Origin of the sequence: Pseudomonas sp. efr-133-TYG-5 (assembly GCF_030209175.1) — a bacterium.
Classification (GTDB): Bacteria; Pseudomonadota; Gammaproteobacteria; order Pseudomonadales; family Pseudomonadaceae; genus Aquipseudomonas.
In genome coordinates, this window is the sequence record NZ_JARVSM010000010.1 from 26,537 (window position 1) to 51,450 (window position 24,914).

General features: G+C 64.5%; 14 protein-coding genes. 7 read left to right on the forward strand and 7 right to left on the reverse strand.

Translation table 11 applies throughout. The features are described 5' to 3' along the window. The first annotated feature begins 16 nt into the window (after positions 1–16). Positions 17–376: a PilZ domain-containing protein gene (locus tag QRN70_RS26305; RefSeq protein ID WP_285420781.1), complete on the forward strand. Its 360-nt coding sequence runs from the start codon at positions 17–19 to the stop codon at positions 374–376. 60 nt (positions 377–436) lie between these two features. Here QRN70_RS26305 and QRN70_RS26310 read toward each other — a convergent pair whose 3' ends face one another. After that, positions 437–817, reverse strand: a complete 381-nt coding sequence (locus tag QRN70_RS26310; RefSeq protein ID WP_285420782.1) for a DUF6124 family protein — start codon at positions 815–817, stop codon at positions 437–439. Between the two features lie 1,326 nt (positions 818–2,143). Between QRN70_RS26310 and QRN70_RS26315 the strand changes: the two genes are divergently transcribed. From QRN70_RS26315 to QRN70_RS26340, 6 genes are all read left to right on the forward strand, one after another. Next, entirely contained in the window at positions 2,144–4,408 is a 2,265-nt protein-coding gene (locus tag QRN70_RS26315) for a hypothetical protein (protein WP_285420783.1), read from the forward strand. A gap of 196 nt (positions 4,409–4,604) precedes the next feature. Next, entirely contained in the window at positions 4,605–8,270 is a 3,666-nt protein-coding gene (locus tag QRN70_RS26320) for a Tc toxin subunit A (protein WP_285420784.1), read from the forward strand. A 42-nt stretch (positions 8,271–8,312) separates the two neighbouring features. After that, positions 8,313–12,386, forward strand: coding sequence for a Tc toxin subunit A-related protein (locus QRN70_RS26325; RefSeq protein WP_285420785.1), 4,074 nt, complete (start codon positions 8,313–8,315; stop codon positions 12,384–12,386). Beyond that, entirely contained in the window at positions 12,383–16,111 is a 3,729-nt protein-coding gene (locus QRN70_RS26330) for a hypothetical protein (RefSeq protein ID WP_285420786.1), read from the forward strand. Before QRN70_RS26325 ends, QRN70_RS26330 begins: the two co-directional genes overlap by 4 nt. Then, on the forward strand, positions 16,104–17,075 hold the full coding sequence (locus QRN70_RS26335; protein ID WP_285420787.1) for a hypothetical protein: 972 nt from the start codon (positions 16,104–16,106) through the stop codon (positions 17,073–17,075). The genes QRN70_RS26330 and QRN70_RS26335 overlap by 8 nt, the downstream gene beginning before the upstream one ends. 46 nt (positions 17,076–17,121) lie before the next feature. Further along, the gene (locus QRN70_RS26340; protein ID WP_285420788.1) at positions 17,122–18,090 is read left to right on the forward strand and encodes a hypothetical protein; all 969 of its coding nucleotides are present in this window, start codon (positions 17,122–17,124) and stop codon (positions 18,088–18,090) included. A 16-nt stretch (positions 18,091–18,106) separates the two neighbouring features. On the opposite strand, the gene QRN70_RS26345 is transcribed toward QRN70_RS26340, so the two are convergent. From QRN70_RS26345 to QRN70_RS26370, 6 genes are read right to left on the reverse strand one after another with little or no spacing between them, the layout of a single operon-like run. After that, the gene (locus QRN70_RS26345) at positions 18,107–19,438 is read right to left on the reverse strand and encodes a DUF58 domain-containing protein (RefSeq protein WP_285420789.1); all 1,332 of its coding nucleotides are present in this window, start codon (positions 19,436–19,438) and stop codon (positions 18,107–18,109) included. Next, positions 19,435–20,433 carry an AAA family ATPase gene (locus QRN70_RS26350; RefSeq protein ID WP_285420790.1) on the reverse strand — a complete coding sequence of 333 codons (999 nt, stop codon included), beginning with the start codon at positions 20,431–20,433 and terminating at the stop codon, positions 19,435–19,437. The genes QRN70_RS26345 and QRN70_RS26350 overlap by 4 nt, the downstream gene beginning before the upstream one ends. Further along, entirely contained in the window at positions 20,430–21,593 is a 1,164-nt protein-coding gene (locus QRN70_RS26355) for a DUF4350 domain-containing protein (protein ID WP_285420791.1), read from the reverse strand. Before QRN70_RS26355 ends, QRN70_RS26350 begins: the two co-directional genes overlap by 4 nt. Next, on the reverse strand, positions 21,590–23,143 hold the full coding sequence (locus QRN70_RS26360) for a DUF4129 domain-containing protein (RefSeq protein WP_285420792.1): 1,554 nt from the start codon (positions 23,141–23,143) through the stop codon (positions 21,590–21,592). Before QRN70_RS26360 ends, QRN70_RS26355 begins: the two co-directional genes overlap by 4 nt. Next, the gene (locus tag QRN70_RS26365) at positions 23,130–24,107 is read right to left on the reverse strand and encodes a stage II sporulation protein M (protein ID WP_285420793.1); all 978 of its coding nucleotides are present in this window, start codon (positions 24,105–24,107) and stop codon (positions 23,130–23,132) included. The genes QRN70_RS26360 and QRN70_RS26365 overlap by 14 nt, the downstream gene beginning before the upstream one ends. Beyond that, complete coding sequence (locus QRN70_RS26370) at positions 24,104–24,829, reverse strand: RDD family protein (protein WP_285420794.1); 726 nt, start codon at positions 24,827–24,829, stop codon at positions 24,104–24,106. Before QRN70_RS26370 ends, QRN70_RS26365 begins: the two co-directional genes overlap by 4 nt. Positions 24,830–24,914: the final 85 nt, after the last annotated feature.

The following is a 24,914-nucleotide window of genomic DNA, read 5'->3' on the forward strand; positions in this document are numbered from 1 at the left end:
CAAGGCGATACTGCGCATGTTTACCAACCGTCGGATCGAACGGCACCAATTGCCGTATTTTCTGCGAGTGTTCAACAGCGTCACCGACAAACCCATCGGTTTTCTGGGCAATGTGTCCGCCGACGGGCTGATGCTGATCAGTCAGTTGCCGGTCATGATCGGCGCGCAATTCAGCCTGCGCCTGAAGATTCCCGACAGCGATGGCTGCCAGCAGGTGATTGACCTCAGCGCTAGTTGTCTGTGGTGCCACGAGGACGCGACCCCCCTGCATTACGACGCCGGCTTCAGCCTGCACCAGGCGCCGCCGGAATATGCGCAACTGGTCGAAGCGTTGAAGCAATATTTCAGCTTCCAGCCGTTGCCCGCGTCGGCCTGAACCGCACACGCAAAAAGATCGCCGCCTGCGGCAGCGCCTGCAGGCGGCGATCTTTGTTTGTTACGTGATTGCAATCGCCCGCTCGTTATCCAGCACTTTCTCCGCCAGCAACAGGCCCATTTCGCTCAACTGATAGATCGCCATCGCCAGGTGTCGTGGCTTGTCGTCCAGGCTGTCGGCCAGGTCGAGCAGCAGAATGCTGACCGAGGAAAAGGTTTCGTAGGTCTGGATGGCGATGGCTTCGGGGTTGATGTCGGGGTCGACCATGAACATCTGCATGCCGCGATCCACGGAATTGCGCGATTCATTGACCAGCGGTCTGAGGTGTTCTTCGAGGGCTTTTTTTGCCGCTTGTTTGAGTCTGTCTTTATCCAACGGTGAAAGCGGCTCCGGCGTTTCGGCTGGATCGGTTTCGGGTGGATTCGGTGTCGGTTTGATCATGTTTTCGTACTCGTCGTTGGGGCCTTCACCCGGCTCGCGACTAAACGAAAGGGTGGCGGCTGTAAGCAGGTTAGTCGACCGGGAGTACGTAACCGGCGCGCCCTGGGGCGCCCTGCGAACAGCCACCATCGAGTGCGGGGATAGGGAATACCCGACTGGATGACGCTTATGCGCAACGTACTGTAGACCCGGGCGACTAAACCCGGCCGCTGATTGGCAGCGACAGGGATCACGTTACGGGGCGCCAGCAAAGCGCACAAGCCGGCGGATTCTGAGGGATGTGTAGGCAATGGTGCAAGGCGGCGTGGCTGTCTCGGGATGGCTGACGGACGCATCTGATCCTTGCCGTGGGAAAGCTTACCGCTGGTCGGGACTGTCAGAACTGTCAGGTGTGGGCGAGGGTAGGTTGGCTTTCAATGGCGCAAGAGACCACCTGCGGAGTCTGCCATGGACATGAACGACGGCGATGAACAAACCCGCTCTGCCAAGCTTTCGCCTGCAATGTCCGCTGCGCCGGAAAATGAAGTTCATACGTTGAAAACGTTGACTGTCAAGCACTCGGGGCTCATGTGGGCGGATCTTGAAGTTGATTATTGGTGGAGTGGCAGCGGTGATCGATTTTATTGTGAGGCCAAGCGGTATAGGGTCATCAACGCCGGGGGCAACAAAGGCAACGTCGAGCTAGGATTTCATTCAGTCAGTGGCTGGGGTTGGAACGAACTGACCAATGACAACGCCATTCAGGATGGACAATGGCACGCCATATCGGGAGGTGGGTCTGTTCCGGGTGACGCGACAACCGGGTACCTCAGTTTCAGGTACACCTGGGACTTCAGCGGCAATGATCCCAAGGAAGAGATTACAAAAGATGTAGCCTTTCAACTTTCTCCACCCGTAGTCAATCCGATTGGTGCAGTCACAAATCGAATTTTTGAAGTTTCGGGACTTGGCGTGGCGGGTGCTGTTTTAAATGTTTACAACGCTAACGGTTCAGAAGTCGGCGGTGCACATGTAAAGGATACGGGGTTGTGGGCGGTGGAGGTCGAAATGCCCGAGCCGCTCACCGAGATGTCCATTTACGCCAGGCAGCAAGTCAATCATAACCAGTCGAATCCTTCGAATACCGAAGCCGTTACTTTGCTGTTCTCGACGATCACAGCGCCCGTAGAAAACGCGACAGTGCGTATCGAACAATTAGCCTTTTCCGGAACGTGCACCAGGAACGCCAATATCGGGGTGGTTCTCGCTGGGGATCACTACACACCCCTGAGCGAAGGCGGTGCAGTGCCCTCTGGCAACTGGTCGCGTGCTCTATTGCCAACGTTTATGTGGCCCTCCGATATCCTCGAGGTCAAGGCACAGTGGTCGCTGGGCGTGCACGGATATTCTGATATTCGCAAGTTCAAGGTCGAAAGCTTCCCGCTCATCGGCACCCCGGACACCAACCTCGAACACAACACCCCCCTGACGTTTACCGGCCGAGGCGGACGGCCCGGCGCTACGCTTTTCATTCGCCAGGACGCCAACGCCGGGACCGTCTACGGCTCGGCAGCGGTCACCAGCAACAACTGGAGCGTCATCGCCAACATTCCGCCCGGGCAGCATACCGTGGTGGCCGAACAGTCCATGGGCGGCGTCAAGTCCGGGGGCGGCTTGCCCCATACCTACCGGATCAAACCCCCGGCTATAAGGGAGGCAACCGCCAGAGTCGACGGCCAGAGCCATGTCACGTTTTCCGGCGTGGGCCATCTCGGTGCGGAGGTCGACATCCATGTCACCGGCAACAGCACGCCGGTGGCGTCGGTAAAAGTCACCGGGGCCACCTGGTCGACCGTGGTGGCCGACTGGCTGCCTGCCAGCGCTGTGCTCATCGATTTTCGTCAGCGCGTTGCCGATAACGTCGGTGGCTGGATCTATTCGGATTGGGGCACACGGCTGTCGCTGGACGTCCCCGTCCCCCCACCCACGCTGAGCGTTGAAGTCGGCGCCGACGGCAAGCCACGCTTCTTCGGCACCGGCAAACTCTGGCCGAATCAACCAGCCTCGCGAGTCGAAGTGCGCCTGAACAACACCAGCACACCCATCGTGCCGCCGGTGTCGGTCGGGGCGGGCGGCACCTGGTCGAGTGCGGCGACCGAAGCCTGGCTGCCGGGGCGCTACAACGTGGTGGCGCAGTTGACCTTCGAGGGCAAGACGTCGCTGTGGACCGACCCCATTGAAGTGAAAATCGCACCGCCGGCACCGACTATCGACCCGGTCGCCGAGGACGGCCTGTCGCCGCTGTTCAGCGGCACCTGCCTGAGCGCGGCAACGGTCAGGCTGACGTTCAGCGATGCCGCGCAGACCGAGCATGATGCGACCGTCACCCAGACCACCTGGAGCTTCACGCGGCCGACGCCGTTCGCCGAGGGCGTGAGCCACGGCATCACGGCGATCCAGACCGTCGGCGGGCAAGCGTCGTTGCCGGCGACCCGGACGTTCACCGTGTGGCTGCCGATGCTCAAACCGACCATCAGCCAACCGCAGGACGGCGACGAAGTCGACAGCGACATCACCGTGCACGGCGGCAACGGCATGGCCGGTGCCGTGATGCAGGTGCGCGATGCGCAATTCCAGCGGCCCCTGGGGGAGCCGGAAATCCTCGCCGCCGATGGCGCCTGGGCGATCGAACTCAAGGGCCTGGAGATGCGTCCCTACACCATCGATGCCCAGCAGATTCGCCATGAACGGCCGTCGCCGCGCAGCGATTATCGCGACTTCACGGTGGTGGTGCTGCCGCCGCAGTTCGAGCTGCCAACCCCCGGTGGCGATGTCCCGCGTACGGCGACGTTTGCCGGCAGCGGCCGGGTCAACGGCCGGGTGAGCGCATGGCTGGACGGGGACGACACGCCGTTGCTGGACAACGTGCTGATCGACGCTCAGGGCCGCTGGTCGGCAACGGTGACGTTGCCGGTCGGGAAAAAGACCTTGCGCGCCACGCAGACCTTCGGCGGCCAGACCTCGAAACCACAACAGCTGGAATTCAATGTGGTGCCGTCTGCGCCGGTGATCGAAAGCCCGACTGACGCCGAGCACGTCGGTGCGCAGTTGGTGGTATCGGGGTTCGGGTACCCCGGCGACACCATCACCGTGGCCCGCGGCGCCAAACAATTGGGACGCACCCCGGTGCTGGCCGACCGCACCTGGTCGCTCAGCGCCGTGATGGTGCCGGCGGACGGCCCGTCCACCTTGAGCGCGGTGGCGTCGAGCGAGGGCTTCGCTTCCGCGGCCGCCGAGCGGGTGATCATGATCGGTCTGTTCCTGCCAAGCATCACCTCGCCCGCCGAGGGCCAGTGGCTGACGCCAGGCGTCGAATTCGCCGGCCAGGGCGCGCCGGGTACGGGCACCCTGGTCGCCTGGTACAGCCCCGATGAAATCTACGCCCGAGCGCTGCCGGTCACGGCGCAGGGCTGGGCCACGGCGGCGCTCTCAGACTTGCCGGAAGGTGGCCAGTGGGCGCGTTTTCAGCAGACGGTCAGCGGGGGCGCGGCGGTGCTTTCCGACTGGGCGCAGAGCCCGCGGTTCGAGGTGTTGCCGCAGGATCGCGAATGAGCCTGGGGCTGTCTGGCAGAGATCGCGGCCGCCGTTCGCTCGCCAGTGGCGACCGGCGCCACCACCGACGAACGGTGGCCATACCTGTCATATCTGACAGTAGACGTCGACCATCGCAAAGCGCTGAATTAGCTGAACAGTATGAACCCCGAGGCCTGCACGGCTCGTGGCGCTCATCAGCCCAAGGAATGTCGCCATGGCCAAAAAATCCGAGAAACGCCCAGCCGTGCAGTTGTTCGAACAGGTCTTCAGCGGGCAGCCACAGCGCCGGCAATTGGCTGGCCTGAAAAACTATCTGCAGGAAGGCCAGTCGATCTTCCCGCTGGTGGAGCGTGGCGCGGAACGCCTGGCGAAAGACTTTTCGATCAGTCTCGACGATGCCCAGCGGTTTCTGCGCCGGGCCAATGCCCTGGCGATTTACCTGCGGCGGCAGTACATCGAGCACACGTTGCGGGGAGCCCCCGCTGAACCACCGCCGCGCGCGCGCAGCGGGCTGATGTCTTTCGTCGATGGGCCGAATTACGAAAGCCTGTTCAGCCCGCGGTTCGACCAGCTCGCTCCACCCGAGTCGCTGGAAGATTGCACACGTGAGGTGGCGTACCTGGTGGAGTTGTATCGCTGGATCAACGAGCGCATCGAAACCGCCGGCGACAGCGAGAAAATCCCCCTTCAGTCGCGCCGCGTCGATATCAAGGACGTGGTGGTGGATGCCCGCACCGTGCATCAGGCGATTTCGTCGGTGGACGTGATCGTCAAGGTGCTGGAGGCGTTCATTGGCGAGCACGGTGAAGCGGATCTGAATCTGGAAACGGCGCTGATCGAGGCGCGCTACCCCAACGAACTGCCGTACTACCAGCCTTGGGTCACGATCAACGAAATCGTCCGCCATCGCGGCTTGTCGGTCGGCCATTTTGCCCATTGGGTGCAGGAATCCTATCCGGAGTTTCTGCAGCCCATGCCATGGGGCGACGATGCCGGGCGGGCGCTGGCGCATGCCTCGCGACTGGGGCCGTATCAGCGCAAGTTGCTCACCGAACCGCCGGTTGAGGATGCCGAGCGCGATGCGTTCTATGCCGCCAATTACGGCACGCTGGTGCGGGCGGGTGACAAGGAAGAGGACAAGGCCTGGCAACAGCTTGACCAGGTGCCGCTGTTCGGCGAGCGCACCGGGCTCAGTGCCCGGGCGCTCGAGGAGTTGCTGTCGCTGCATGACTTTGCCCCGACCCGCTCGCCGAATGTCACCGTCTATCCGCCGGCGGCGCAGCAGGACAGCACGCGCGCCGGCTCGGTGTACATCAATGGCGGCGAGGCCACGGCCATCCGTATCCACTACGACGACGCCAGCGGCCGGCAGAAGCTCAGTGCCGCCCCGGCCCGGCAGGACCGCTACGACCGGATGAATCGCAAAGTGCGCCTGGATCGCTGGCTGGGCCAGAAAAGCCATGAGGTCGATGCACTGCTGGTGGCGGCGTTCAACGCCGAGACCGCCGGCGGGGCGTTGTCCACCCGGCCCTTGCTGATCTCCGCCAACGTCGTGCATGTCCTCGGCATGTTCCAGATCCTCCACGAGGGTTACGGCTGCAGCGTCGCGGACTTTGTCGTGTTTATCGACAAGCTGGGAATCTACGGCCGGGGAGAGGCACCGGCGCAGTTCGATGAGATCTTCAACAATGTACGCAGTGCCTATCCCGAGCCCTTGCTGCTCGACGACGGCGAGTTTGCCCTGCTGCCCGCGCCGGGCACTACCGAGCTGACGGTCAATCGGATTTGCAGCGCGCTGTCGATTGATCCGCAGACTTACTACTACCTGGCGCAAGCCATCGCGCGTGCGCACCAGTGCACTGACCACACGTTGCTGCGCTCGGCGGACATTCTCTCGGCGTTTTACCGTCTGGTGAAATTGCCGCGCCTGCTGAAGATGACCCCGGTCGAAGGCGTGCTGATGTTGCAGGTGCTCGGCGGCGACAAGTGGGTCGACGGCCTGGCGGGCGTGCCGCAGGTCAAGGGGGCGCCGGTGGACGGCGATACCACGCCGGATGCGCTGAGTCTGATGTGGACCCTGGTTGCCTGCCGCTACTGGTGCCAGAGTCGCAACCTGCAGCCGCTGTGGATGCTGCAGCAAGCTGCTGACCCGAGGGCGTCGGCGGTGGCCTCCGAGCGCGAGCTGCAACTGTTCGAGCAGGTGCGCAACCTGTTGAATGCGGCGCTGTTGACCCACGCCGGGTTTCTCATGGCGGGTGCGCCGGGCATCGTCGGTGGCGACTGGCGCAATTTCCTCGCGCCACTCACCGACCCGCGCGGGCTGGTGAAATCCTTTGCCGGCAGTGAGGCCGAGTACCTGGCCTTGGTGCGTTTCGAACTCGACAAGGGCGTGCGCGATGCGCTGGATGAACAGGATCCGGACGTGCGTCAGCGCATCGTCGAACAGATGCTGCCGGTGGTGGTGCAGGCACGGGATGCGCAGGTGTCCGTGGTCAGCCAGTGCCTGGCGGTGTACCTCGGCCTGGACGCCGAGCGTGCGCTGCTGATCCTGCGCTGGGCCAATTCGTCGGTCTACCCGTTGCTGGAACAGATCCTCGCCTACGACACGCCGCCCGCGGAGCTGCCGCAGCCGACGCGCATCGACGAGATCGACCCGGTGTTCATCCTGCTCGCCGATGTGCGTCGGCGCAGCGCCGTGACCCAGCGCCTGCAACTGAGCGTGACGCTGCTCAACGACTATCTGCGCTACGGCTATCAGGCCTGGATGGGGCAGGCCAACCACCATGAATTTTCAGTGTCGACGCTGTATTACCTGACCGTGCTGACCCACGCCTTCGAGCTGAGCGAGCAACCGGCCGAGGCGCTGCTCGATTACCTGCGCCTGGTCAACGAACTGCCCGAGCCGGAAAAGTTGACCGGTGACGCCCTGCGCCTGGCGCAACAGTCGGCGGAAGTGCGCCTGGCGACATTTCTGCGCTGGAGCCTGCAGGAAGTGCGCGAGTGCGTCGGCCGCCTCGAAGACCCGGTGAAACTGGTGCGCAACCTGCGGCAACTGGATCTGCTGATGCGCGTACGGGAACTGGCCCGGCATACGGACATGGATGCGTCGACGATCTTCCAGATCGGCGATCTCGCCGAATCCACCGATAGCGAGCCCAGCCGCATCGCCTACAAGGAAGCCGCCGAGCATGCCTTGCTCAGCGTGGCCGAAACGGACACGGCACGGCTGGCGCCGTCCGACGAGCTGCTGCGGCCGTTGATCAAAATGACCATCGCGCCGGACAACACCACGGTGGTCGCCGGCAGTGACCAGACGATCACCCTGGCCATCACCCTCAAGGACGCCAATGACACAGCGCTCAGTGGCATCGCCATTCACGGCGAGGCCAGCCTCGGCACCCTGGACATTGCGCCGACCAGCGTGGAGGGCGTCACCGTGGCGACGTACACCCCGGGTCGGGTCATGGGCTCGGAGCGGCCGCTGTTTCGCGTGTCGCTGCTGGAGCCCGAGGAGGGTCCACAGCTCGATGTCGTCGATGATGCCCTGACCCGGAGCTTCCCCGGGCCCTTGCGCTCGCGGATTCCATCGGGCGTTGTGCCATGGGGGCAGATGATCGAGCTGACCGCGATCCAGCTGGATATCTACAGCAACCTGGGCAAGGGGCAACTGGTGCGCTGGTCGGTCAAGGCGCACAACGACGGACCCGGGCAGGCCGTGATCTGGCCCGAACAAAGCCTGACCGACCAGCAGGGGCTCACCCGCGCATTTGTCTCGAGCCCGACCGGTGGCCGCTTTGTCTGCAGTGTGCGCAGCGAAGGCAGTGACGAGACCGCCCATTTCGAACCCATCACCTTTGCCCCGCCACCGGCGGCCGAGTAAGGCCCATCGCTCACGCAGGCCGTGGGACAGGAGAACAGGATCATGAGCCAGAGCATCATTGGCGAACTGCTGGAAAAACGCCGCATGGCGCTGGTCGGCTACAGCATCGGTCAGGTCGGCAAGACCAGCGGCAAGTTCGCTTTCGTCAGGACTCCGGAGGATCTGTTCGAGTTGCTGCGCCTGGATCCGCTGGACAGTTATCAGGTGCCGACGTCGGAAGTCGCCGAGGCGATCCGCTGTGCGCAGAGCTTTATCCATGCGGTGTATCAGAAGCAGGAACCCGGCTATACCAGCACTGACTTCCCGCCGGACGATCTGCAGCTGTGGCAGCTGTACAGCAACTTTCCTGACTGGTCAGCGGTGCAGCAGATCAAGAGTTTTCCGGAAAACTTCATCACCCCCTATGTGCGCCGGCGCAAGACCCGCCTGTTCAGCAATCTCGAAAACGATCTGAACCAGACGCAGCTCAACAGCGATTCGGTGCAGATCGCCTTGCGCAATTACCTGCAGGCCTTCGAAGGGATCTGCAACCTGGATGTGCAGAGCGCGTTTCTCGACGGCGACTCAGCCGTGGCTGGCCGCTATTACTTTGTCAGCCGCGAGCGCGTGCCACCCTACCGGTATTTCTGGCGCGAGGCGGCGATCGAACTGACGCCGACCTGTGTCGACGTCAATCCCGCCGCGTGGAGTGAGGTGACGCTGGCCGAGATTGGCGTGGCCGGCGAGGTGCTGGACATGCGTCCGGTCCAGTGGGGCGGGCGCCTGTGCATGGTGTGGGCGGAAATGCACGGCAGGCAGGGAGAACCTGCCGACCCCGGCTATGTGCCGTATCAGCTGCAGATCAAGGTCGCGTTCAAGACGCAGAACGGGCAATGGTCGGCGCCGCTGGATCTGCAGAGCAGCAGCCGCGACAGCGCGGTCGAGGCGGGCAGCCGCTTGATCGCCACGGTGAAATTTTTCCCCGGTGAGCGCCACGGGCGGCTGGGGGTGGTGTTGCTCGGTGCCGATGACCAGCCCCTGGTGCCGGCGGCAGTGCGCGATGTGTTGTTCCGCCAGGTGCGTGAGGACGATGGCGGCTGGGCCGAGGCCCTGGCCAGGCGGTTTGTCGATGGCCTGACCGTGCAGCACGCATTGAGCCCGCAGAGTCAGCCGACGGTCGTCGAATCGGTGCCGACCCCAGGTTCGTTGACCGAGCACTATCGCCTGCAGGTGCTCTTTCTGCCGCGTGCCAGTGGCAAGGATGTGCTGGCGATCCGCGGCATCCTCGAGGCCAACAGTGTGACGCCGGCCGAGGCCGTGTTCACCTTGGAGATGACGGAAGCGGCGACGGGCGATCCGAAGTTCTCCGGCACCCGCTCGAGTGCTGGCGGCTGGGACACCGGTTGGCTGTACTACGAGCGCAGCGCGGGAGGGTTCACCAGTAGCTACAACTTTGTCTTTGGTGCCAGCAATTTCGGCAGCCGCAAGTTCACCCTGAGCATGACCGACATCACCGGCTTCGATCCGGCGGTGCTGGAAAAGAACCGTGGCGATGCCGCGCAGTTCCTGGCGTTCAACAAGCCCGGTACATTGGCGCGGGTGCGCATCAATTCGCTGTTCGGCCCGGATCTGGTCGAACAGGCCAACAGTTTCCCGGATGCGGCGCTGGACTGGGACATGCAGTTCATTGCCGAACCGCCCTCGGACCAGGGCCCGGTGAGCGAACCCAACGGCGCCTTCAACGGCGCCAACGGTTTGTATTTCTGGGAGCTGTTCTTTCACCTGCCGCATCTGCTGGCGATCCGTTTGCGCGATGAAGATCGCTATCCCGAGGCGCAGGCGTGGCTGCACAGGCTGTTCGATCCGCAAGCCGTGGCCGATCCGCCCTCGAATCCGCCCAAACCTTCGGACAAGCCGCGTTACTGGCGCTGCCGGCCTCTGGTGAGCAAGGGCAACCTGGGTTGTGAAGCACAGATGCCGGACGACCCGGACGCCATCGGTTATGGCAACCCCACGCATTTCCAGTTGCTGGTCTTCAGCGACTACGTGAAAAACCTGATCGCCCAGGGTGACTGGTATTTCCGCCAGTTGACCCCGGACAGTCTGGTCGCGGCAAAACTGGCGTACGTGCGTGCGCAATTCCTCATGGGCCCGCCGCCGGCGGCGCGCTCGATCACCGACTGGCAGGCGCAGACCATCGGTGCGCTGCTGGCCAAAAGCGCCAGCCGGCCAGACCTTGAAGCATTTGAACAACGCCTGGATTACAGCCTGGCGGATGTGCCTGCGGCGGCTGCGGTGGCGCCGGCCATGGGCCTGCTGGCGAACCCGCCGTTCAAGCTGCCGAGCAACGCGCGCCTGCTTGCGCTGTTCCAGCTGCCGCGCCAGCGCCTGTACAACCTGCGCAACAACCTGACCATCGACGGCAAATTGCGCGTCACGCCGCTGTTCGGTTCGCCGACTGCCCCGGAGCAGCTGCTGCGTGATCTGGCTGCGGGCGCCAACGCCGGGCCACGGCCCATGGGCGGCCGGGTGTCGATCAACGGTTTCCGCTGGCGGGTCAATTTCGAGTTCGCCCTGCGTTCGGTGCAGGCCTTGCAGGATTACAGCAGTCAGGTGCTGCGGGTGATGGAGCTGCGCGATCGCGCCGAGCAGGAAGAGCTGCAGCACAACCATCTGCTGGAAGTGGGCAACTGGACGGCGACCATTCAGGAAAAGACCATTGCCCAGATGCAGGCGACGCTCGCCGCGCTGCAGCACAGCCGAGCCGTGGTGCAGGAGCGGGTCGATACGCTGTCGTTGTGGGTCGCGGAGGACGTCAGCCTGATCGAGCGCGAAGTGATGAACGATCTGCAGACCGCCAAGCACATGAACCTCGCCTCGGCCGGCATTCTGGCGGCCGGCGGGATCGTCGCGGCCATCCCGAAGATTTTCGGCACCGCCAACGGCGGCGGCGCGCCGCAGGATTTGCTCAACGCGGTCGCCCAGGGTTTGCAGATCGGCGCCATGGCGTTGCAGACCGATGCCGAGAAAAAAGCCGTCACCGAAGGCTATCGCCTGCGCCGCCGCGAATGGGCATCGCAACGCAGCCTGGCCGCTGCCGAGGCACTGGCCCTGGATGAACAGATCATTGCCCAGGAGCTGGCCGTCGGCGCCGCCCGCGACAGCCTGCAGCAGACCCAGCTCGCCAACAGCCAGGCGCTGCAGGTCTACGAATTCCTGAAGAAACGCTCGACCAATGCCGAACTCTACGGCTGGCTGCTGGGCCAGCTCAACGCCTTGCTCTATCAGGCCTACGACGCCACGGTCAGCCTGTGCATCAGTGCCCAGGCGTCGCTGAGCGCGGAAACCGGCGATTACGACGCCGAGGAACCGCTGCCGCAGGTGTGGCTGGCCAACCGCTTTGGCCTGACGGCGGCCGAGCACCTGCGCGAATACCTGATGCGCATCGAGCGCAAATACCTGCAGAGCTTCGAGCGTCGGCTGGAGAGGCTCAAGACCTTCTCCTTGCGGCAACTGTTCGATGACCGGATCAAGCGCCAGTCGTCCGCGGACAGTTGGGAGGCCGCGCTGGAGCAGTTGCTCGGCACCGGCGAGCTGGCGTTCAGCTTCGGCGAGTTTCACTTCAACCGCCATCATCCCGGCGAATACTGCCGCCTGATCCGCTCGGTGGAAGTGCACCTGCCGATGGTCGCCGGGGCTTACGAGAACCCGATGGCGACACTGGATCAGCTCGGCAGCCGGATCATCACACGACCCTCGCCGCGCGCCATGCAGTACCTGCATGAGCCGGACGAATCCGCCGCCCCCGCCGATATCCTGTTCAACCTGCGCAGCGGCCAACGGATCGCCATTTCCCGAGGGATGGCCGATGACGGCCGCGTGCAGGAGGACAGCGATCCGGGTCTGCTGCGGGCCTTCGAGCACACGGGCGTGGATTCCAACTGGCTGATCCGTTTTCCGCGTGCGCACACACAGCCGCAGGCTTCGATGCTCGCCAGCCTGACCGACATCCTCATCGATGTCCGCTACACGGCCAAGGCCGGTGAGTCGACCTTCGCCTTTGCCGTGGAGGACCTGGTCACTGCGTACGAAGAAGCCGCCGCCAAACGCAACCTCGAAAAGGAGCGCCAATCATGACCGAACCGGGCATTCGCGCTGACCGCAACCTGGTCATCAACGGCGAGTTCGAGCTGGCCTTCGACGGATGGGTCAAGGGCCCCGACAATCGCGATTACCTGACCACGGGCAGTGCCGAATACGAAGGCGTGGGCATCAGCTTCCTGAGTGCCGGTAATCGCTCGTCGGTCAGTCAGGACCTGGTCGTACCCAAGCGTGCCGGGGCTACGGCCAACTACGAGCTGACCTTCCTCTGCGAGGTGCTGCATACATTGCCCGGGACGCTGCAACTGAGTGTGGTGGGCAAGCCGGGGGAGGTGCAGGACATCCCTCTGCGCCCGGCGAGGACTGCGGCAGCCGCTGCCGGCGTCCTCGCGTTCGTACCCATCGCCTACACCGAACGGGTCACGCTGGCGCTGCAGGAAAACGACAGCCTGCGGGTCAGTGTGCTCAGCCCGGCGAATGCCAGCGGCGACTACGTCTCGGCCGTGCGCATCACCCGCATCAATCTCGCCTTGCACCTGCCGCCGACGCGCCTGCAAGGCCTGCAACTGGACGCGCAGGCGTTGCCGCTGGACCAGGTGCTGCCGCTGTGTCTGGGGGCGAGTGCTGAGCTGGCGCATCGGTTGGCGTTCGTACCGGCAGCGGATGATCCGTGGCAGGGCACGCTGGGCTCGCTGAGCATCGAAGGCAACCCGCAGGGCGCGATTGTCGCGACCCCAGGCTGGGGCGTTGACCAACCGCTGGGGGAGCCCTGGACACTCGACTGTCCGCTGCTCGAGGGGGATGAACCGCAGCGGCTGAATCTGATCCTGCGCAACGAGTTCAGCGCTGAAGCGTACCCGCTCGCCGTGTCGCTGGGGCATCACCGGGTGGCGTTTCTTGAAGTGGAAGAAGCGGCGTACTACCCAGTGCTGGAGCTCGGCCAAACAGTGCAGCTTGGTGTACGCCTGGGCTCGTACTACAGCGGCCAGCACCTGGAAGGGCTGACGGTCAACTGGACGGTGGAAGGGCAGGGTATCAGGGCCGCTGCCGTCACCCGGGCCGATGGCTGGGCCTACTACACGTTCGAGCCAGAAACCGCAGGCACTGTCGACATCGTGGCCTCGGTCGTCAGCCCCTATTACGCGGCCGGGGTGGTCACGCAACACTTCGCCGTTCAGGTGCTGGCGACGGACCCGTGGCAGGCGCTCACGGCCATTGTCGGCAACGTGGCAAAGCCGTGGGCGCAAAGCATCGGCTACCCCAACCGGGGCTCGGCGTATGCCTTGCAGATCGGCCTTCCCGAAGTACTGGTCGGCACCACCCTGGCGCTCGGCTGGAGCGGCGATTCCGCGGAGCAACTGGGGGTGGTCACTGCACCGCCGATCAATGAACCGGTGCCGATGACGGATCGCTCCTTCGTCTGGACGCTGCAGAGTGCCGATGTCCTCGACGGCCACTTCGAGCTGTCGCTGCACTGCTCGAAACTGCTGCTGCCCTCGCCGAAAAAAACCATGTCGCTGGCGCGCAACGAGGTCAGGATCGGCGAGGTGCGCGAAGCCAATATCGATCCGGTGGTCGAGGACAACGAGAGTGCCTTGCTGCGGGTGCAGGTGCTGCATCGCAGCGACCGCGGTGACGGTGATCCGGTCAGCCGGGCCCTGGTCGACTGGGTGACAGCCGAAGGCACGGTCGCGACCCTGACCGGCGGGGGCGGCTGGGCCAGCGTGCATTACACGCCGAAAACACCGGGCAGCCTGACCGTCATCGCACGGGTTCGGGCGCACGCCGATGCCGTGCCGGTCGAGCGTGAGTTTGCGCTGGAGGCGATTGCCAGCAGTCCCTGGAAGCGTGAGGTGCGGCTGTACCTGGACGGGGTCGAGGTCGACACGACCACGGTCGGCCTGCTGTGCAAACGGGGTTTTACCCAGACCCTGAAGGTCGTGCCCGTCGCCGGCAGTCCCTGGCTGGGCAAAACCATCACCTTGAACTGGCGTGGCGCGGACCCGGCAATCGGTCTGGTGCCCAGTGACCTGGGCGCGGCGAAGCCTTTGCTGGCCAGTGGCGTGGAGTGGACGTTGGGCTCCGATGCCGTGGCCAGTACCAGCAGTCTGTTTGCCCTGCTGCTGCAAGTGGATGGCGTGGCCCAGACGAGGCAGCTGTTCGGCCGCCTGTTTTCTCCGGCGCTGGAGCATGAGCTGAACGTGCTGCTCGACCAGATTGCCGCAGCGCTTGACGGCACGCCGCTGTATCCGTGCCTGGGAGCGCAACATCGCTACAGCGTGTTGCCGAATCTGCTGAGCCCGTTGGTCGGTTTGACCGTGGCGCTGAGATGGACCGGCGCCATGCCCGACGAACTGGGAGCGCGAATCGAGCCTGCGCATGACGTGACCCAGCCGCTCAGCGATGGTGGGGCCACCTGGTTGATGGATTTTCGCGACAGCCCGCAACCCGCAGCGTTTGCCCTGACGTTGGCGTTGCCGCAGTTGCAGATAGGCGCGGCCGCCACGCCGATGAGCCTCGATCACAACAAAATCCGGCTGCATATGTTGCGTGAGGCGGCGATCGACCCCGTGGTGGGGCTGGACAAGGCCTGGCTCTGGGCGCAGGTTGTTTCGCACTTCACCGACCAACCGATCGCCGGTGCGACTGTCACCTGGGAGGCGCAAGAGCGCACCGATGACGTGCCAACCGATGCCCAGGGCTGGAGCGCTTTCGGTTATGCGCCGACGCTCGCGGGCACACAGTCGGTGACGGCAACGGTGGTGAGCCGGTTCGACAACTTTCGCCAGTCGCGCTCAAGCGAGGTCAAGGCCCATGCGACGGATCCATGGGCGGGGTTGCGGATCAGTTTTGACGGTGTGCCGCCACAGCCGCTGGGCGAGCGCACCTGTTTTCCGCGCCGCAATGGCCGGCACCTGGTCGAACTGACGGCCGCCAATGACAGCCCGCTGCTCGGCACCAGCCTGGCCCTGGGCATGACCGGCAGCGGCCCGGCCGACCTGGCCATGGAATTCGTACCGAACAACGCCCTGGGGGCCTGGCGGCCCTTCGCCGGCTCGCTGCACTACCAGCTCAATGTCGGCGACCTGCGGGATGGCAGCTGCACACTGCGCGTGGGCGCCGAACGTCTGGCGCGACTGTCGCCGCCGGTGGCGCTGTCGGTGGGTCCCGGCGCCCAGGTGCTGCAAATCCGGGTCGACAGCGCAGTCAACCAGACGCTGGATTGGGGCCAGTCATTGCGTGGGCAAGTCAGCGTGATCTCCTCCATCAGCGGCCGCCCCATGCCGGGCTGGACCGTGACCTGGACCAGCCCGGACATTGGCAGCCGGACGTCGGTGACGGATTTCTATGGTGTGGCGAGTATGGAGTTTGTTCCGACAACACCCGGCGCGGCGCACCTACAGGCAAGCGTGGGCCAGGGGCTGAATCTGGAGACAGTGGCACTGCCCTATGCCCTGAACGAGCCGCGGCGGATCGAGTCGCTCTCGAGCCCCAATCCCAGTGGGGAATTGGGTGCCAGGGTCAGCGCCACCATCACGCTGGTGTCGGCGCGCACCGGCCAGCCCTTGAATGGGATCGAGGTCCGCTGGAAGTTTCCCGATCTGAACATTGCCCCGACGTATACCGACGAGGTCGGCGAGTCCGTGGTGGAGTTCAGAATGCCTGCGGTGAACCGGGCACTGCTGGAAGCGACCGTGACCGGCGGACTGGCGGGATGGGTGTATCAACATATCGAGTTCAGGATGGTGCCCAATGTCTAGAGTGCCGGTAACTTCGCAAACCTGGTTGCAGAATTTCAGACCTTACGTCAACGGCGAACGAGTGAAGTGGCCTGATCTGCAGTTGAATCTGACGGCCGGGCAATCTGCCGAAGTGCTGTTGGAGTTTGAGTACAGTTATCTGATTGGTGACCCCGAGTCGCATCTCATGCTCTGTCCTGAGAGCGGTGCGCCGGAAACGGGGCTGTTGAGTGATCCACCGTTCGGGCAGTTGGTCGAAATGGCGGAGGGACTCATTTCGTTGACCTGGGTGATCTCAACCGACAACGCAGCAAGCGGGCCGTTTACTTTGCACTTCGAAATGCCGCTTTACCAAGGAATGCCGCATTCACCGCCTATGGCGGGAGAAATCATTAATTTCGAGCAGGAAGTGGACGTCACCTTCGATGCCTTCGCGGTCAATTTCGGGCTCGGTCATCAAGGGCACCCCTGCCATGGTGCGACGCATACCGTTCATGTACGCCCCAAACCTTCCAGTCATTTGCTGAACAAGGACGTTCGCCTGCTGAGCACCGCGCAGAGCGCGGGCGTGGTGGTCACGCCTGCCCCCGAGGTCTGGCAGATGCTGACGCCGAACGGTGTGACGTGGCAACTGGACTGCCGCGGTACGACTCAGGACACGGTGTTTTTTTTGCAGCTGGAAGAGGCGGACTCGGGAATAGTCTCGTTGGCGTTGGATATGGTACTGGCGCACAACCTGGTGACTGCCCGGTATTGGCAGGAGGAGCATTGCACGTATCCGGACATCACTTGGTATTCCTATCATGCCCAGGCAACTTCCGCGTTCTTGCAAACTCCGGCTCGCGGAGTGCCGGTCAATGTCGTGTTCAATGGTACGCCGAGTTACCCGACGACCGATTCGAACGGGGAAATCCGCATCAATAATCACGTCAATGCCCATTTGCTGATGTCGATCATCAACCGCTACGACGGCAGCAAGGTGTGAGTGTGCCACCGGGTGGGTGCACCTATCGAATCGAGGGAGATAGCCAATGTCCGACGTACCCGTTTCTTCTCAGACGTGGTTGCAGAATTTCAGACCTTACGTGAATGGAGTGCGCGTGAAGTGGCCCGACCTGCTGCTGAATATCGCGGCGGGAGAGTCGGTCGAGCTATTGCTTGAATTCGAGTACAGCTATTTGATCGGTGACCCCGAATCGCCTCTGCGCTTGTGCAGTGTGCCAGCGGCCGAAGAGGTGGGACTGGTGTGCGATCCACCCTTCGGGCAACTGGTCGAAATGGCGCAGGGGTTGATCTCGCTGACGTGGATCATTACCGCGACCCAGACTGCGAGTGGCCCTTTCGAGCTGCATTTCGAAATGCCGCTTTACCCAGGCATGCCGAATTCGCCGCTCATCCCTGGCGCCGTTCTGGACTTCACGCGGGAACTGGATGTCACGTTCGATGCATTGGCTGTTGGCTTCGCGCCCGACTATCACGGTTATCCATGCCACGGTGCGGCCCACACGGTGACCGTCAAGCCCCGACCCGACAGCCGATTGCTGGACAAGGACATCCATCTGGTGACGGATGCAGCCCTGGCAGGCGTGATCGTCAGCCCCGCGCCGCCGACGGTGCAGAGGCTGACCGCCGAAGGCATCACCTGGCAACTGGACTGCCGCGCTACCACTGAAGACAAGGGCTTTGCCTTGCAACTGGCGGTCGTGGAATCGGGAGTGACCTCATTGCCGTTGGCGATGTCCCTGGGGCATAACCTGGTGACAGCCTACCGCTGGACCCAGGCGCAATCCGGACACGGGGACTGGTACTCGCACAATATCCGCGCGACGTCGGTTTTCCTCAACAAACCTGCTCCTGGCGTACCGGTCACTGTCTCCGTCAGCGGCGGAGGGACGAGCTCTGGCATCACCAATTACCTGGGAGAATACAGTCGCGCGTCAATGGACAATTGGGGTATCACGTTGACCCTGACCAATCGATACGATGGAAGTGTTGTTTGATGTGCGCACTTGCGGTTCATAACCCGCCAGCCTTTTTCAACGCCAGATAGCGCGTCACCAACCCGGCCCCCAGCTCCGCGGGCCGGGCATCGACCACCGGCACCCCATGGGCGCTCAAGCGCTCATGCAATTGCGCCCGCGCGTTCAGGTAATCCACCGCGCCGCAGTACGCCAGGGCTTCGTCCAGCGTCTGCACGGCGTGCTGGCGAACGGCGTCGAGGCTGTCTTCGCGCAGGCTCGCCACCAGCACTCGATGCTGCTGACTCAGGCGTTTGACGGCAGACAGCAGTTCGTCATCGTCCTCGTCGCGCAGGTTGGTCACCAGCACCACTAGGGCCCGGCGCTTTTGCCGAGCCAGCAGTTGATTCACGGCGGCCGGGTAGTCGGCGGGACGCTGGCTGCTGTCGAGGTCGTAGACGCTGTTGAGCAGCACGTTGAGCTGAGCACTGCCCTTGACCGGCGAAAGGTAACGCGACTGCTCGCTGGCGAAGGTGCTCAGCCCTACCGCATCGCCCTGGCGCAAGGCCACGTAACTGAGCAGCAGGCACGCGTTGAGTGCGTGGTCGAAATGCGCGAGTTCACCATCCTGGCTGCGCATCCGCCGGCCGCAATCGAGCATGAAGATGATCTGCTGATCGCGTTCATCCTGGTACTCGCGGGCAATCGGCACGCGGTGTCGGGCGGTGGCTTTCCAGTCCATCTGCCGCAGGCTGTCGCCCTCGCGAAATTCGCGCAACTGATGAAATTCCAGGCCCTGGCCGCGGCGTTGCCGCTGGCGTACGCCGAGCTGGCTCAGCCAGTTGTCGACGGCCAGCAGTTCACCGCCGTACAGGCGCGCGAAGTCGGGGTAGACGCGGGTCTGGTCGGGCGCGCCGAGCAGGCGTTTGCCCGACCACAGACCCAGCGGACTCGGCAGGTTGATCTCGCAGTGTTCGAAGCTGAAATGCCCGCGTTGCAACGGACGCAGGCGATAGCCGAGCAGGCTTGTTTGCCCGGGCTGCAGCGTCACCGCCAGCGGCAGGTTGTCGAAGCTCAGGCCCGGCGGCACATGGTCGAACATCTGCAACTGTAACGGCTGTTGGAAAGCGTGCTCGACCTCCAGGCGCACTTCGCTCCAGCGCCCGAGCGCGAGGCTGCCGGGCATTTTTCGGCGCACCGTTGGCGACGGCAGGCGCCGCAGGCGCACGGCATCCAGAATCGCCAGGGCCAGCAGCGCCAGCAGCAAGCCCCAGTTGATCGCCTGCAACGTGGCAGGCAGCGCGAAGTCCAGCGCGCGCAGCGTGCCCAGCACGATGCCGATGGCCAGCAGCACGGCAAGCCAGATCAGCAGCAGGCGCGAGGGTTTCACAGCCGCGGCGCCGGCACTTGATCGAGCAACTGCTGCAGCACCTGGTCGACCTGCAGGCCTTCGATGTCCAGCTCCGGCGCAATGCGCACGCGGTGGCGCAGCACCGCGAGGGCACAGCCCTTGATGTCGTCGGGGATCACGAATTCGCCACCGCGCAGCAACGCCCGGGCGCGGGCGCAACGCACCAGGGCAATCGAGGCGCGTGGACCGGCGCCGAGGGTCAGCCCCGGCCAACTGCGCGTGCTGCGCGCCAGCCGCACGGCGTAGTCGAGCACCTGATCGTCCAGCGGCAGATCACTGGCGATGCGCTGCAGGGCCTGAACGTCCTTGGCTTGCAGCACCGTGCGCAGCGGTTGTACGTCGAGCATGTCGGCGCGGGTCGAACGGCTGACCTGACGCACCATGTCCAGCTCCTGCTCGGCGTCCGGATAATCCATGCGCACCTTGAGCATGAAGCGGTCGAGTTCGGCTTCCGGCAGGGGGTAGGTGCCTTCCTGCTCGATCGGGTTCTGCGTGGCGAGCACCATGAACGGCTGGGCGATCGGCAGGGCGCGGCCTTCGAGGGTGACCTGGCGTTCCTGCATCGCTTCGAGCAACGCGGCCTGGGTTTTCGCCGGGGCGCGGTTGATCTCGTCGGCCAGCAGCAGGTGGGTGAACAGCGGCCCCTTGCGCAGCTTGAACTGCTCGGTCTGCAGGTCGTAGACCGCGTGGCCGGTGACGTCGCTGGGCATCAGGTCGGGGGTGAACTGGATGCGCGCGAACTCGCCGCCGAAGCAGCGCGCGAGGGCGCGCACCAGCAGGGTCTTGCCCAACCCTGGCACACCTTCGAGCAACACATGGCCGCCGGCGATCAGCGCGGTCAGCACGTCGTCGATCACCGGATCCTGGCCGATCAGGGCCTTTTGCAGTTCGTTGCGCACGGCCTGGGCCAACTGGCTGGCGCGCTGGCGTTGCTGGGCGGCGTGGCTGGCGCCGCCGGGCTCGATCTCACTCATAAGGCGTTCCTCAAGGTTTGCAGGTGCGCGACCTGGCGACTGAATTCAGCGCTGGACAGACGCTGCTTCGGCACCGGGCTCAGGGCCTGGCTGATGGCGCGGGTCGGTTGCCGGGTCAGGCGCGACAGCGCCAGCCATTGTTCGGCGACATTCAGTTGATCGAAACCAGGGTGGCGGCGACGCGCGCGGCGCAGCACATCCTGTTGCAGGGCTTGCAGCAAGGTCTGCTGGCCGTTGTGGCGCAGGATGAAATCGGCACTGGCACGCAGGTGTTCCTGCAACTGCCGGCGGCCGGCGGCAGCGGGGGCCTGCAGCGGGCCGTGGCGCACACCGGCGTGCCACAGCCACAGGCCGAGCAGTGCCAGCAGCGCGATGATCGCCTGCGGGAAGTAGCGCCAGAGCATGGTCGCCAGGCTGTCGTGTTCGGTGTTGAACAGCAGGGTCACGTCGGTGTCGGCGCTCAGGTACCAGAGCAGCCAGGCGTTGTCGTGGCGGGCGATGGCCTTGTTTTTCCACAGGTCGGCATCGGTGACCACGGTGATCGTGCCGACGCCGTAGGCCAGTTGCATCATGTGCGTGGCCTTGGCGCTGTTGGCCCAGGCCTGGGCAAGGTTCTTCGGGTCTTCGAGATGGAACGCGGTATCGAAACCGGCGTAGGCCGGCGCGTCTTCGTCTTCCAGGTACAGCTTGGTCAGGTTCGGGTAGGGATCATCCTTCGCGTCCGCTGGCGGATCCTTGAGATCCTGGCTCAGCGACTGATGCAACTGCACGCGGTCAAGCAGCAGGTCGTTGCTCTGCCCGGTGCTGTCGTCCCACAACGACTCGGCGACAAACACCAGCCGCCCGCCGGCCCGCGCCCAGTTCAGCACCTGGTCGACCTGGCGCGGGGTCATCTGCGCACGTTCGCCGAACAGCAACAGGGTATGCCGGCGTGGATCGATGCCGGGCAGCACCGACAGGTTTTCCGCATGGCTGACAGCGAGGCCCCGTTCGCGCAGGAACATTTCCGCCGCCAGGTAAGGATTGGCCTGCGCCACCGGCGAGGGGCCATGATCGACCACGACCTGATAAGGCCGGGCCTTGATGTACAGGAACGCGCTCAGCCCGCCCAGCAGCAGGACGACCAGAGCGCCCACCGACCACCACGCGCGGCGGTTCAACGCGCGGCTCCGGGGCCGAACAGGGCGCGCCAGCCGTCACACAGTTGCTGTTGCAGATGCGCGGCCGGCACCCGATGCCCGTAGGCCATGTTCTGCCAGTGCCGGGTCAGGTCGCGGCTGAAGGCCAGTAGGTCCGGACGCTGCAATTGTTCGACCCGCGCCAGCACCTGGTTTTCGGTGTCGGCGGGTTTCAGGGTCAGCGCGAAGTCTTCCAGCAAGTGACTGAGCAGCGCCCGATAGAGCAGGCCCAGCGCCGCACGCGGTTGCGTGGCCCAGAGTTGCTCGGCGCTGCTGGCGACGTCGGCGGGCAAGGTTTCCCGACCCAGGTCCAGGCCGAACGCCTGTTGCGGCGGCGCCCGTTTGAGGCGGCCCGGCAGGTGCGGGCGGCGGCTGACGAAGGCGTGCAGGAACTCGCGATAGCGCCAGACCAGCCAGCCGATCAGGGCGAGCAATGTCGCCCACAAGAGAACTTCGAGCACCTTGGCCAGACCGTCGAGGTGCTGACCGTCGAGCCAGCCGAGCAGGGTTTTGAGCCACTGCGGTGCGGCGCTGTCCTCGGCTTTGCCGGCGCTGGCGGGATCCTTGCCGAAGCGGTAGCGGGTGACGGTTTCCTTGTTCTTGAAGGGCGGCTGCTCGAGCAGGGCCTTGATGCTGTCGCGCGAGGCCTCGCTGGTCAGCGGCTGGTGCAGCAGGCGCGGCGCGGTCGGGGCGTCCGCGGCCACCACCGGCGTCGCGGCCCACGCCGATGGCAGGTTCGGCAGCAGCAGGGCGGCCGCGAGCAGCAGACCGAGCAGGTTGCCATTGAGGCGCTGACGCAAGCGGCGGAACACCAGTTCGATGTCCCAGGCTTCCAGTTCGGTGCGGCGGTTCAGGTACAGGCTGAACCCGCAGGCGACATAAACCGGTTCCCACAGCACCAGCACCAGCGCGTAGAAGGCGTTGGTCAGGTGCTCCAGCCACAGCCAGTCGTGGTCGGCGGCGAGGATCAGGCTTTGCCAGTCCCAATCGGTTTCGATCTGTTGCGGCAGGAGCATGTAGAACAGCACCAGCAGGCCGATCCACAGCGCGCTTTCCAGGTGCGCACCGATGATGGTTAGCCAGCGTGGTGCGCCGGGGTGGCGTTGCAGCAAGACCTGCAGGCGCTGCTGGCGCGCGCTGCCATCCAGGCCTTCGAGTTGCACCACCGGCATCAGGAAACTGCGGCTCAGGCTCAGCCGGCGCCAGGTCAGGCTGGCCAGCAGTTGCGGCTTGAGCAGGCGCGGCCAGTGGCGCAGGGCCTGTTTGACGGTCGGCGTTTCGCCGAACAGCGCCTTGGACAGGATGTACAGCGGCAGCCGGTCAAACGCCGGTTTCAGCCACCAGAAAATGAACAGCGCCAGGGTCGGCGAATCCCACAGCACGAGGCTCAGCAGCGCGAACAGCGGCAGGGTGACGATGGCCCAGCTGGTCATCAGCAAGCGGCGATGTTGCTGGCTCATGCGCACGCCGAGGTCCATGGCTTCCCAGGTCGTGCGCGGGCGGATCACCACAGTGGCGTCACTCAGGCGCATGACCTGTCCTTCCGGCGAACAGCAGATAAAGCGCCACCACCAGCCACAGGCCGGCGCCAACCAGATACTTGGTCAGCGGCGTAATGGAGGTGCGTGACGACCAATAGGCCTCGATGAACGCGGCGATCAGCAGAAACAGCATCACCCCGCACACCAGCAGCACGCTCTGGCGGGCCGCCAGGCGCAGGGCTTCGCCGCGTGTCAGGCGTCCCGGTGCGATCAGCGCCCAGCCCAGTTTCAGCCCCGCCGCGCCGGCCAGGGCGATGGCCGTGAGTTCGAAGGCACCGTGGCCGATGACGAACGACCAGAACGTCTGGCCGAAGCCGATTTCGCTGAGATGGCCGGCCACCGCGCCGATGATCAGGCCGTTGTAGAACAGGAAGAACCCGCTGCCGACGCCCAGCAGCAGGCCGCTGGCGAAGGTCTGAAAGGCGATGCCGATGTTGTGCATGATGTAGTAGCCGAACATCACCCAGTCTTCGCTGGCGGCGCGATCCGCCGAGCGTCCGAGGTGGCCGGCGACCGGGTCGTACATGCCCTGCATCTCGCGCACCTGGTCGGCGGGGATCAGGTTGTAGACCAGCTCCGGGAACAGAAACACCAGCACGCCGAAGCCGATCAGGCTGCCGAAGAACAACAGCCCGGCGGCCAGCACGAAACGCCATTCCTGGCGGACCACCCGGGGAAAACCGGCGAGGACGAAGCCCAGCAGGTTGGCGCCGAGGCGGCTGCGATGCCGGTACATCTGCTGATGGCCGCGCAGCACCTGCTGTTGCAGCGAATCGATGAGAAAGCTGCTGTAGCCGCGCTCCTGCGCCAGGGCCAGGTGCTGGCAGAGCCGGCGGTAGGCCTTGGGAAAATCGGCGACCCGGGAAGTGTCCTTGCCACGCTCGAGGCGTTCGAGGGCCAGGGCAAAACGCTCCCATTCGGCCTTGTGGCGATTTTCGAAAAGACTCTGCTTCATGTCGGGCCCAACAGGCCGCGGGCGATGCCATTGAGTTCGGCCACGGCGTGTGGCGCACTGAGGTGCAGCGGCTGGGCGAGCAGGGCGGCCAGTTCGTTGACCCGCGCCGGCGACAGTTCGCCCTGGCGTTCGGCGAAGCCGAGCAGGGCGCGCTGTTCGCTCAGGGTCAGCGCGATCGGCGAGCGCCGTGGCGCGGCCTCGGGCAGCGTCGGGCGCACCAGTGGGCGTTCGCTGTGGATCACCAGTGTGCCGGCGGCGATATCGCCGAGGCGTTTGAAGGTCGGGTGTTGCAGGCAACTGATGGCGCCGAGCAAATAGCCGAAGGGCATCAGGTCGACAAAACGCAGCAGGTTGCGCAGCAGCGAGGCCGACCAGCCGACCGGCGTGCCGTCGTCGTGCACCACCCGCAGGCCCATCCACTGCTTGCCCGGCGAACGCCCCTGGCGCAGCACTTCGAACAGCACCATGTACCACCAGCTCACCACGAACAGCAGCAGCGAACCGAGGCCCATGCCGAGCTTGCCGAGAAACGCCAGCACGATGAACAGCACGCCGCAGATCAGTCCGCGCAGGCCGAGGTCGATGGTGAAGGCGACGGCGCGCACCGGCAGCCCGGCCGGACGCAAGGGCAGGTCGATGCCTTCCGGCGTTTCGACCTGGTGCCGCGTGTCCAGCGGCGGAATCAGCGTTGCTTTCCTTGGCGGTGCTGTGTGCTCGAGCATGGGCTACCTGATGTTCGCCTGATCGGGATCCAGTGCCAGCGATGCTATCAGCCTCTTGGGGGAAAACGACATAACTATGTATTGC

Bases quoted from the DNA above. Each gene is read 5' to 3' on its own strand.
- QRN70_RS26325 (WP_285420785.1), top strand. From the start codon at position 8,313: ATGAGCCAGAGCATCATTGGCGAACTGCTGGAAAAACGCCGCATGGCG.
- QRN70_RS26370 (WP_285420794.1), bottom strand. From the start codon at position 24,829: ATGCTCGAGCACACAGCACCGCCAAGGAAAGCAACGCTGATTCCGCCG.
- QRN70_RS26310 (WP_285420782.1), bottom strand. From the start codon at position 817: ATGATCAAACCGACACCGAATCCACCCGAAACCGATCCAGCCGAAACG.
- QRN70_RS26320 (WP_285420784.1), top strand. From the start codon at position 4,605: ATGGCCAAAAAATCCGAGAAACGCCCAGCCGTGCAGTTGTTCGAACAG.
- QRN70_RS26365 (WP_285420793.1), bottom strand. From the start codon at position 24,107: ATGAAGCAGAGTCTTTTCGAAAATCGCCACAAGGCCGAATGGGAGCGT.
- QRN70_RS26305 (WP_285420781.1), top strand. From the start codon at position 17: ATGTTTACCAACCGTCGGATCGAACGGCACCAATTGCCGTATTTTCTG.
- QRN70_RS26360 (WP_285420792.1), bottom strand. From the start codon at position 23,143: ATGCGCCTGAGTGACGCCACTGTGGTGATCCGCCCGCGCACGACCTGG.
- QRN70_RS26330 (WP_285420786.1), top strand. From the start codon at position 12,383: ATGACCGAACCGGGCATTCGCGCTGACCGCAACCTGGTCATCAACGGC.
- QRN70_RS26340 (WP_285420788.1), top strand. From the start codon at position 17,122: ATGTCCGACGTACCCGTTTCTTCTCAGACGTGGTTGCAGAATTTCAGA.
- QRN70_RS26350 (WP_285420790.1), bottom strand. From the start codon at position 20,433: ATGAGTGAGATCGAGCCCGGCGGCGCCAGCCACGCCGCCCAGCAACGC.
- QRN70_RS26315 (WP_285420783.1), top strand. From the start codon at position 2,144: ATGTGGCCCTCCGATATCCTCGAGGTCAAGGCACAGTGGTCGCTGGGC.
- QRN70_RS26335 (WP_285420787.1), top strand. From the start codon at position 16,104: ATGTCTAGAGTGCCGGTAACTTCGCAAACCTGGTTGCAGAATTTCAGA.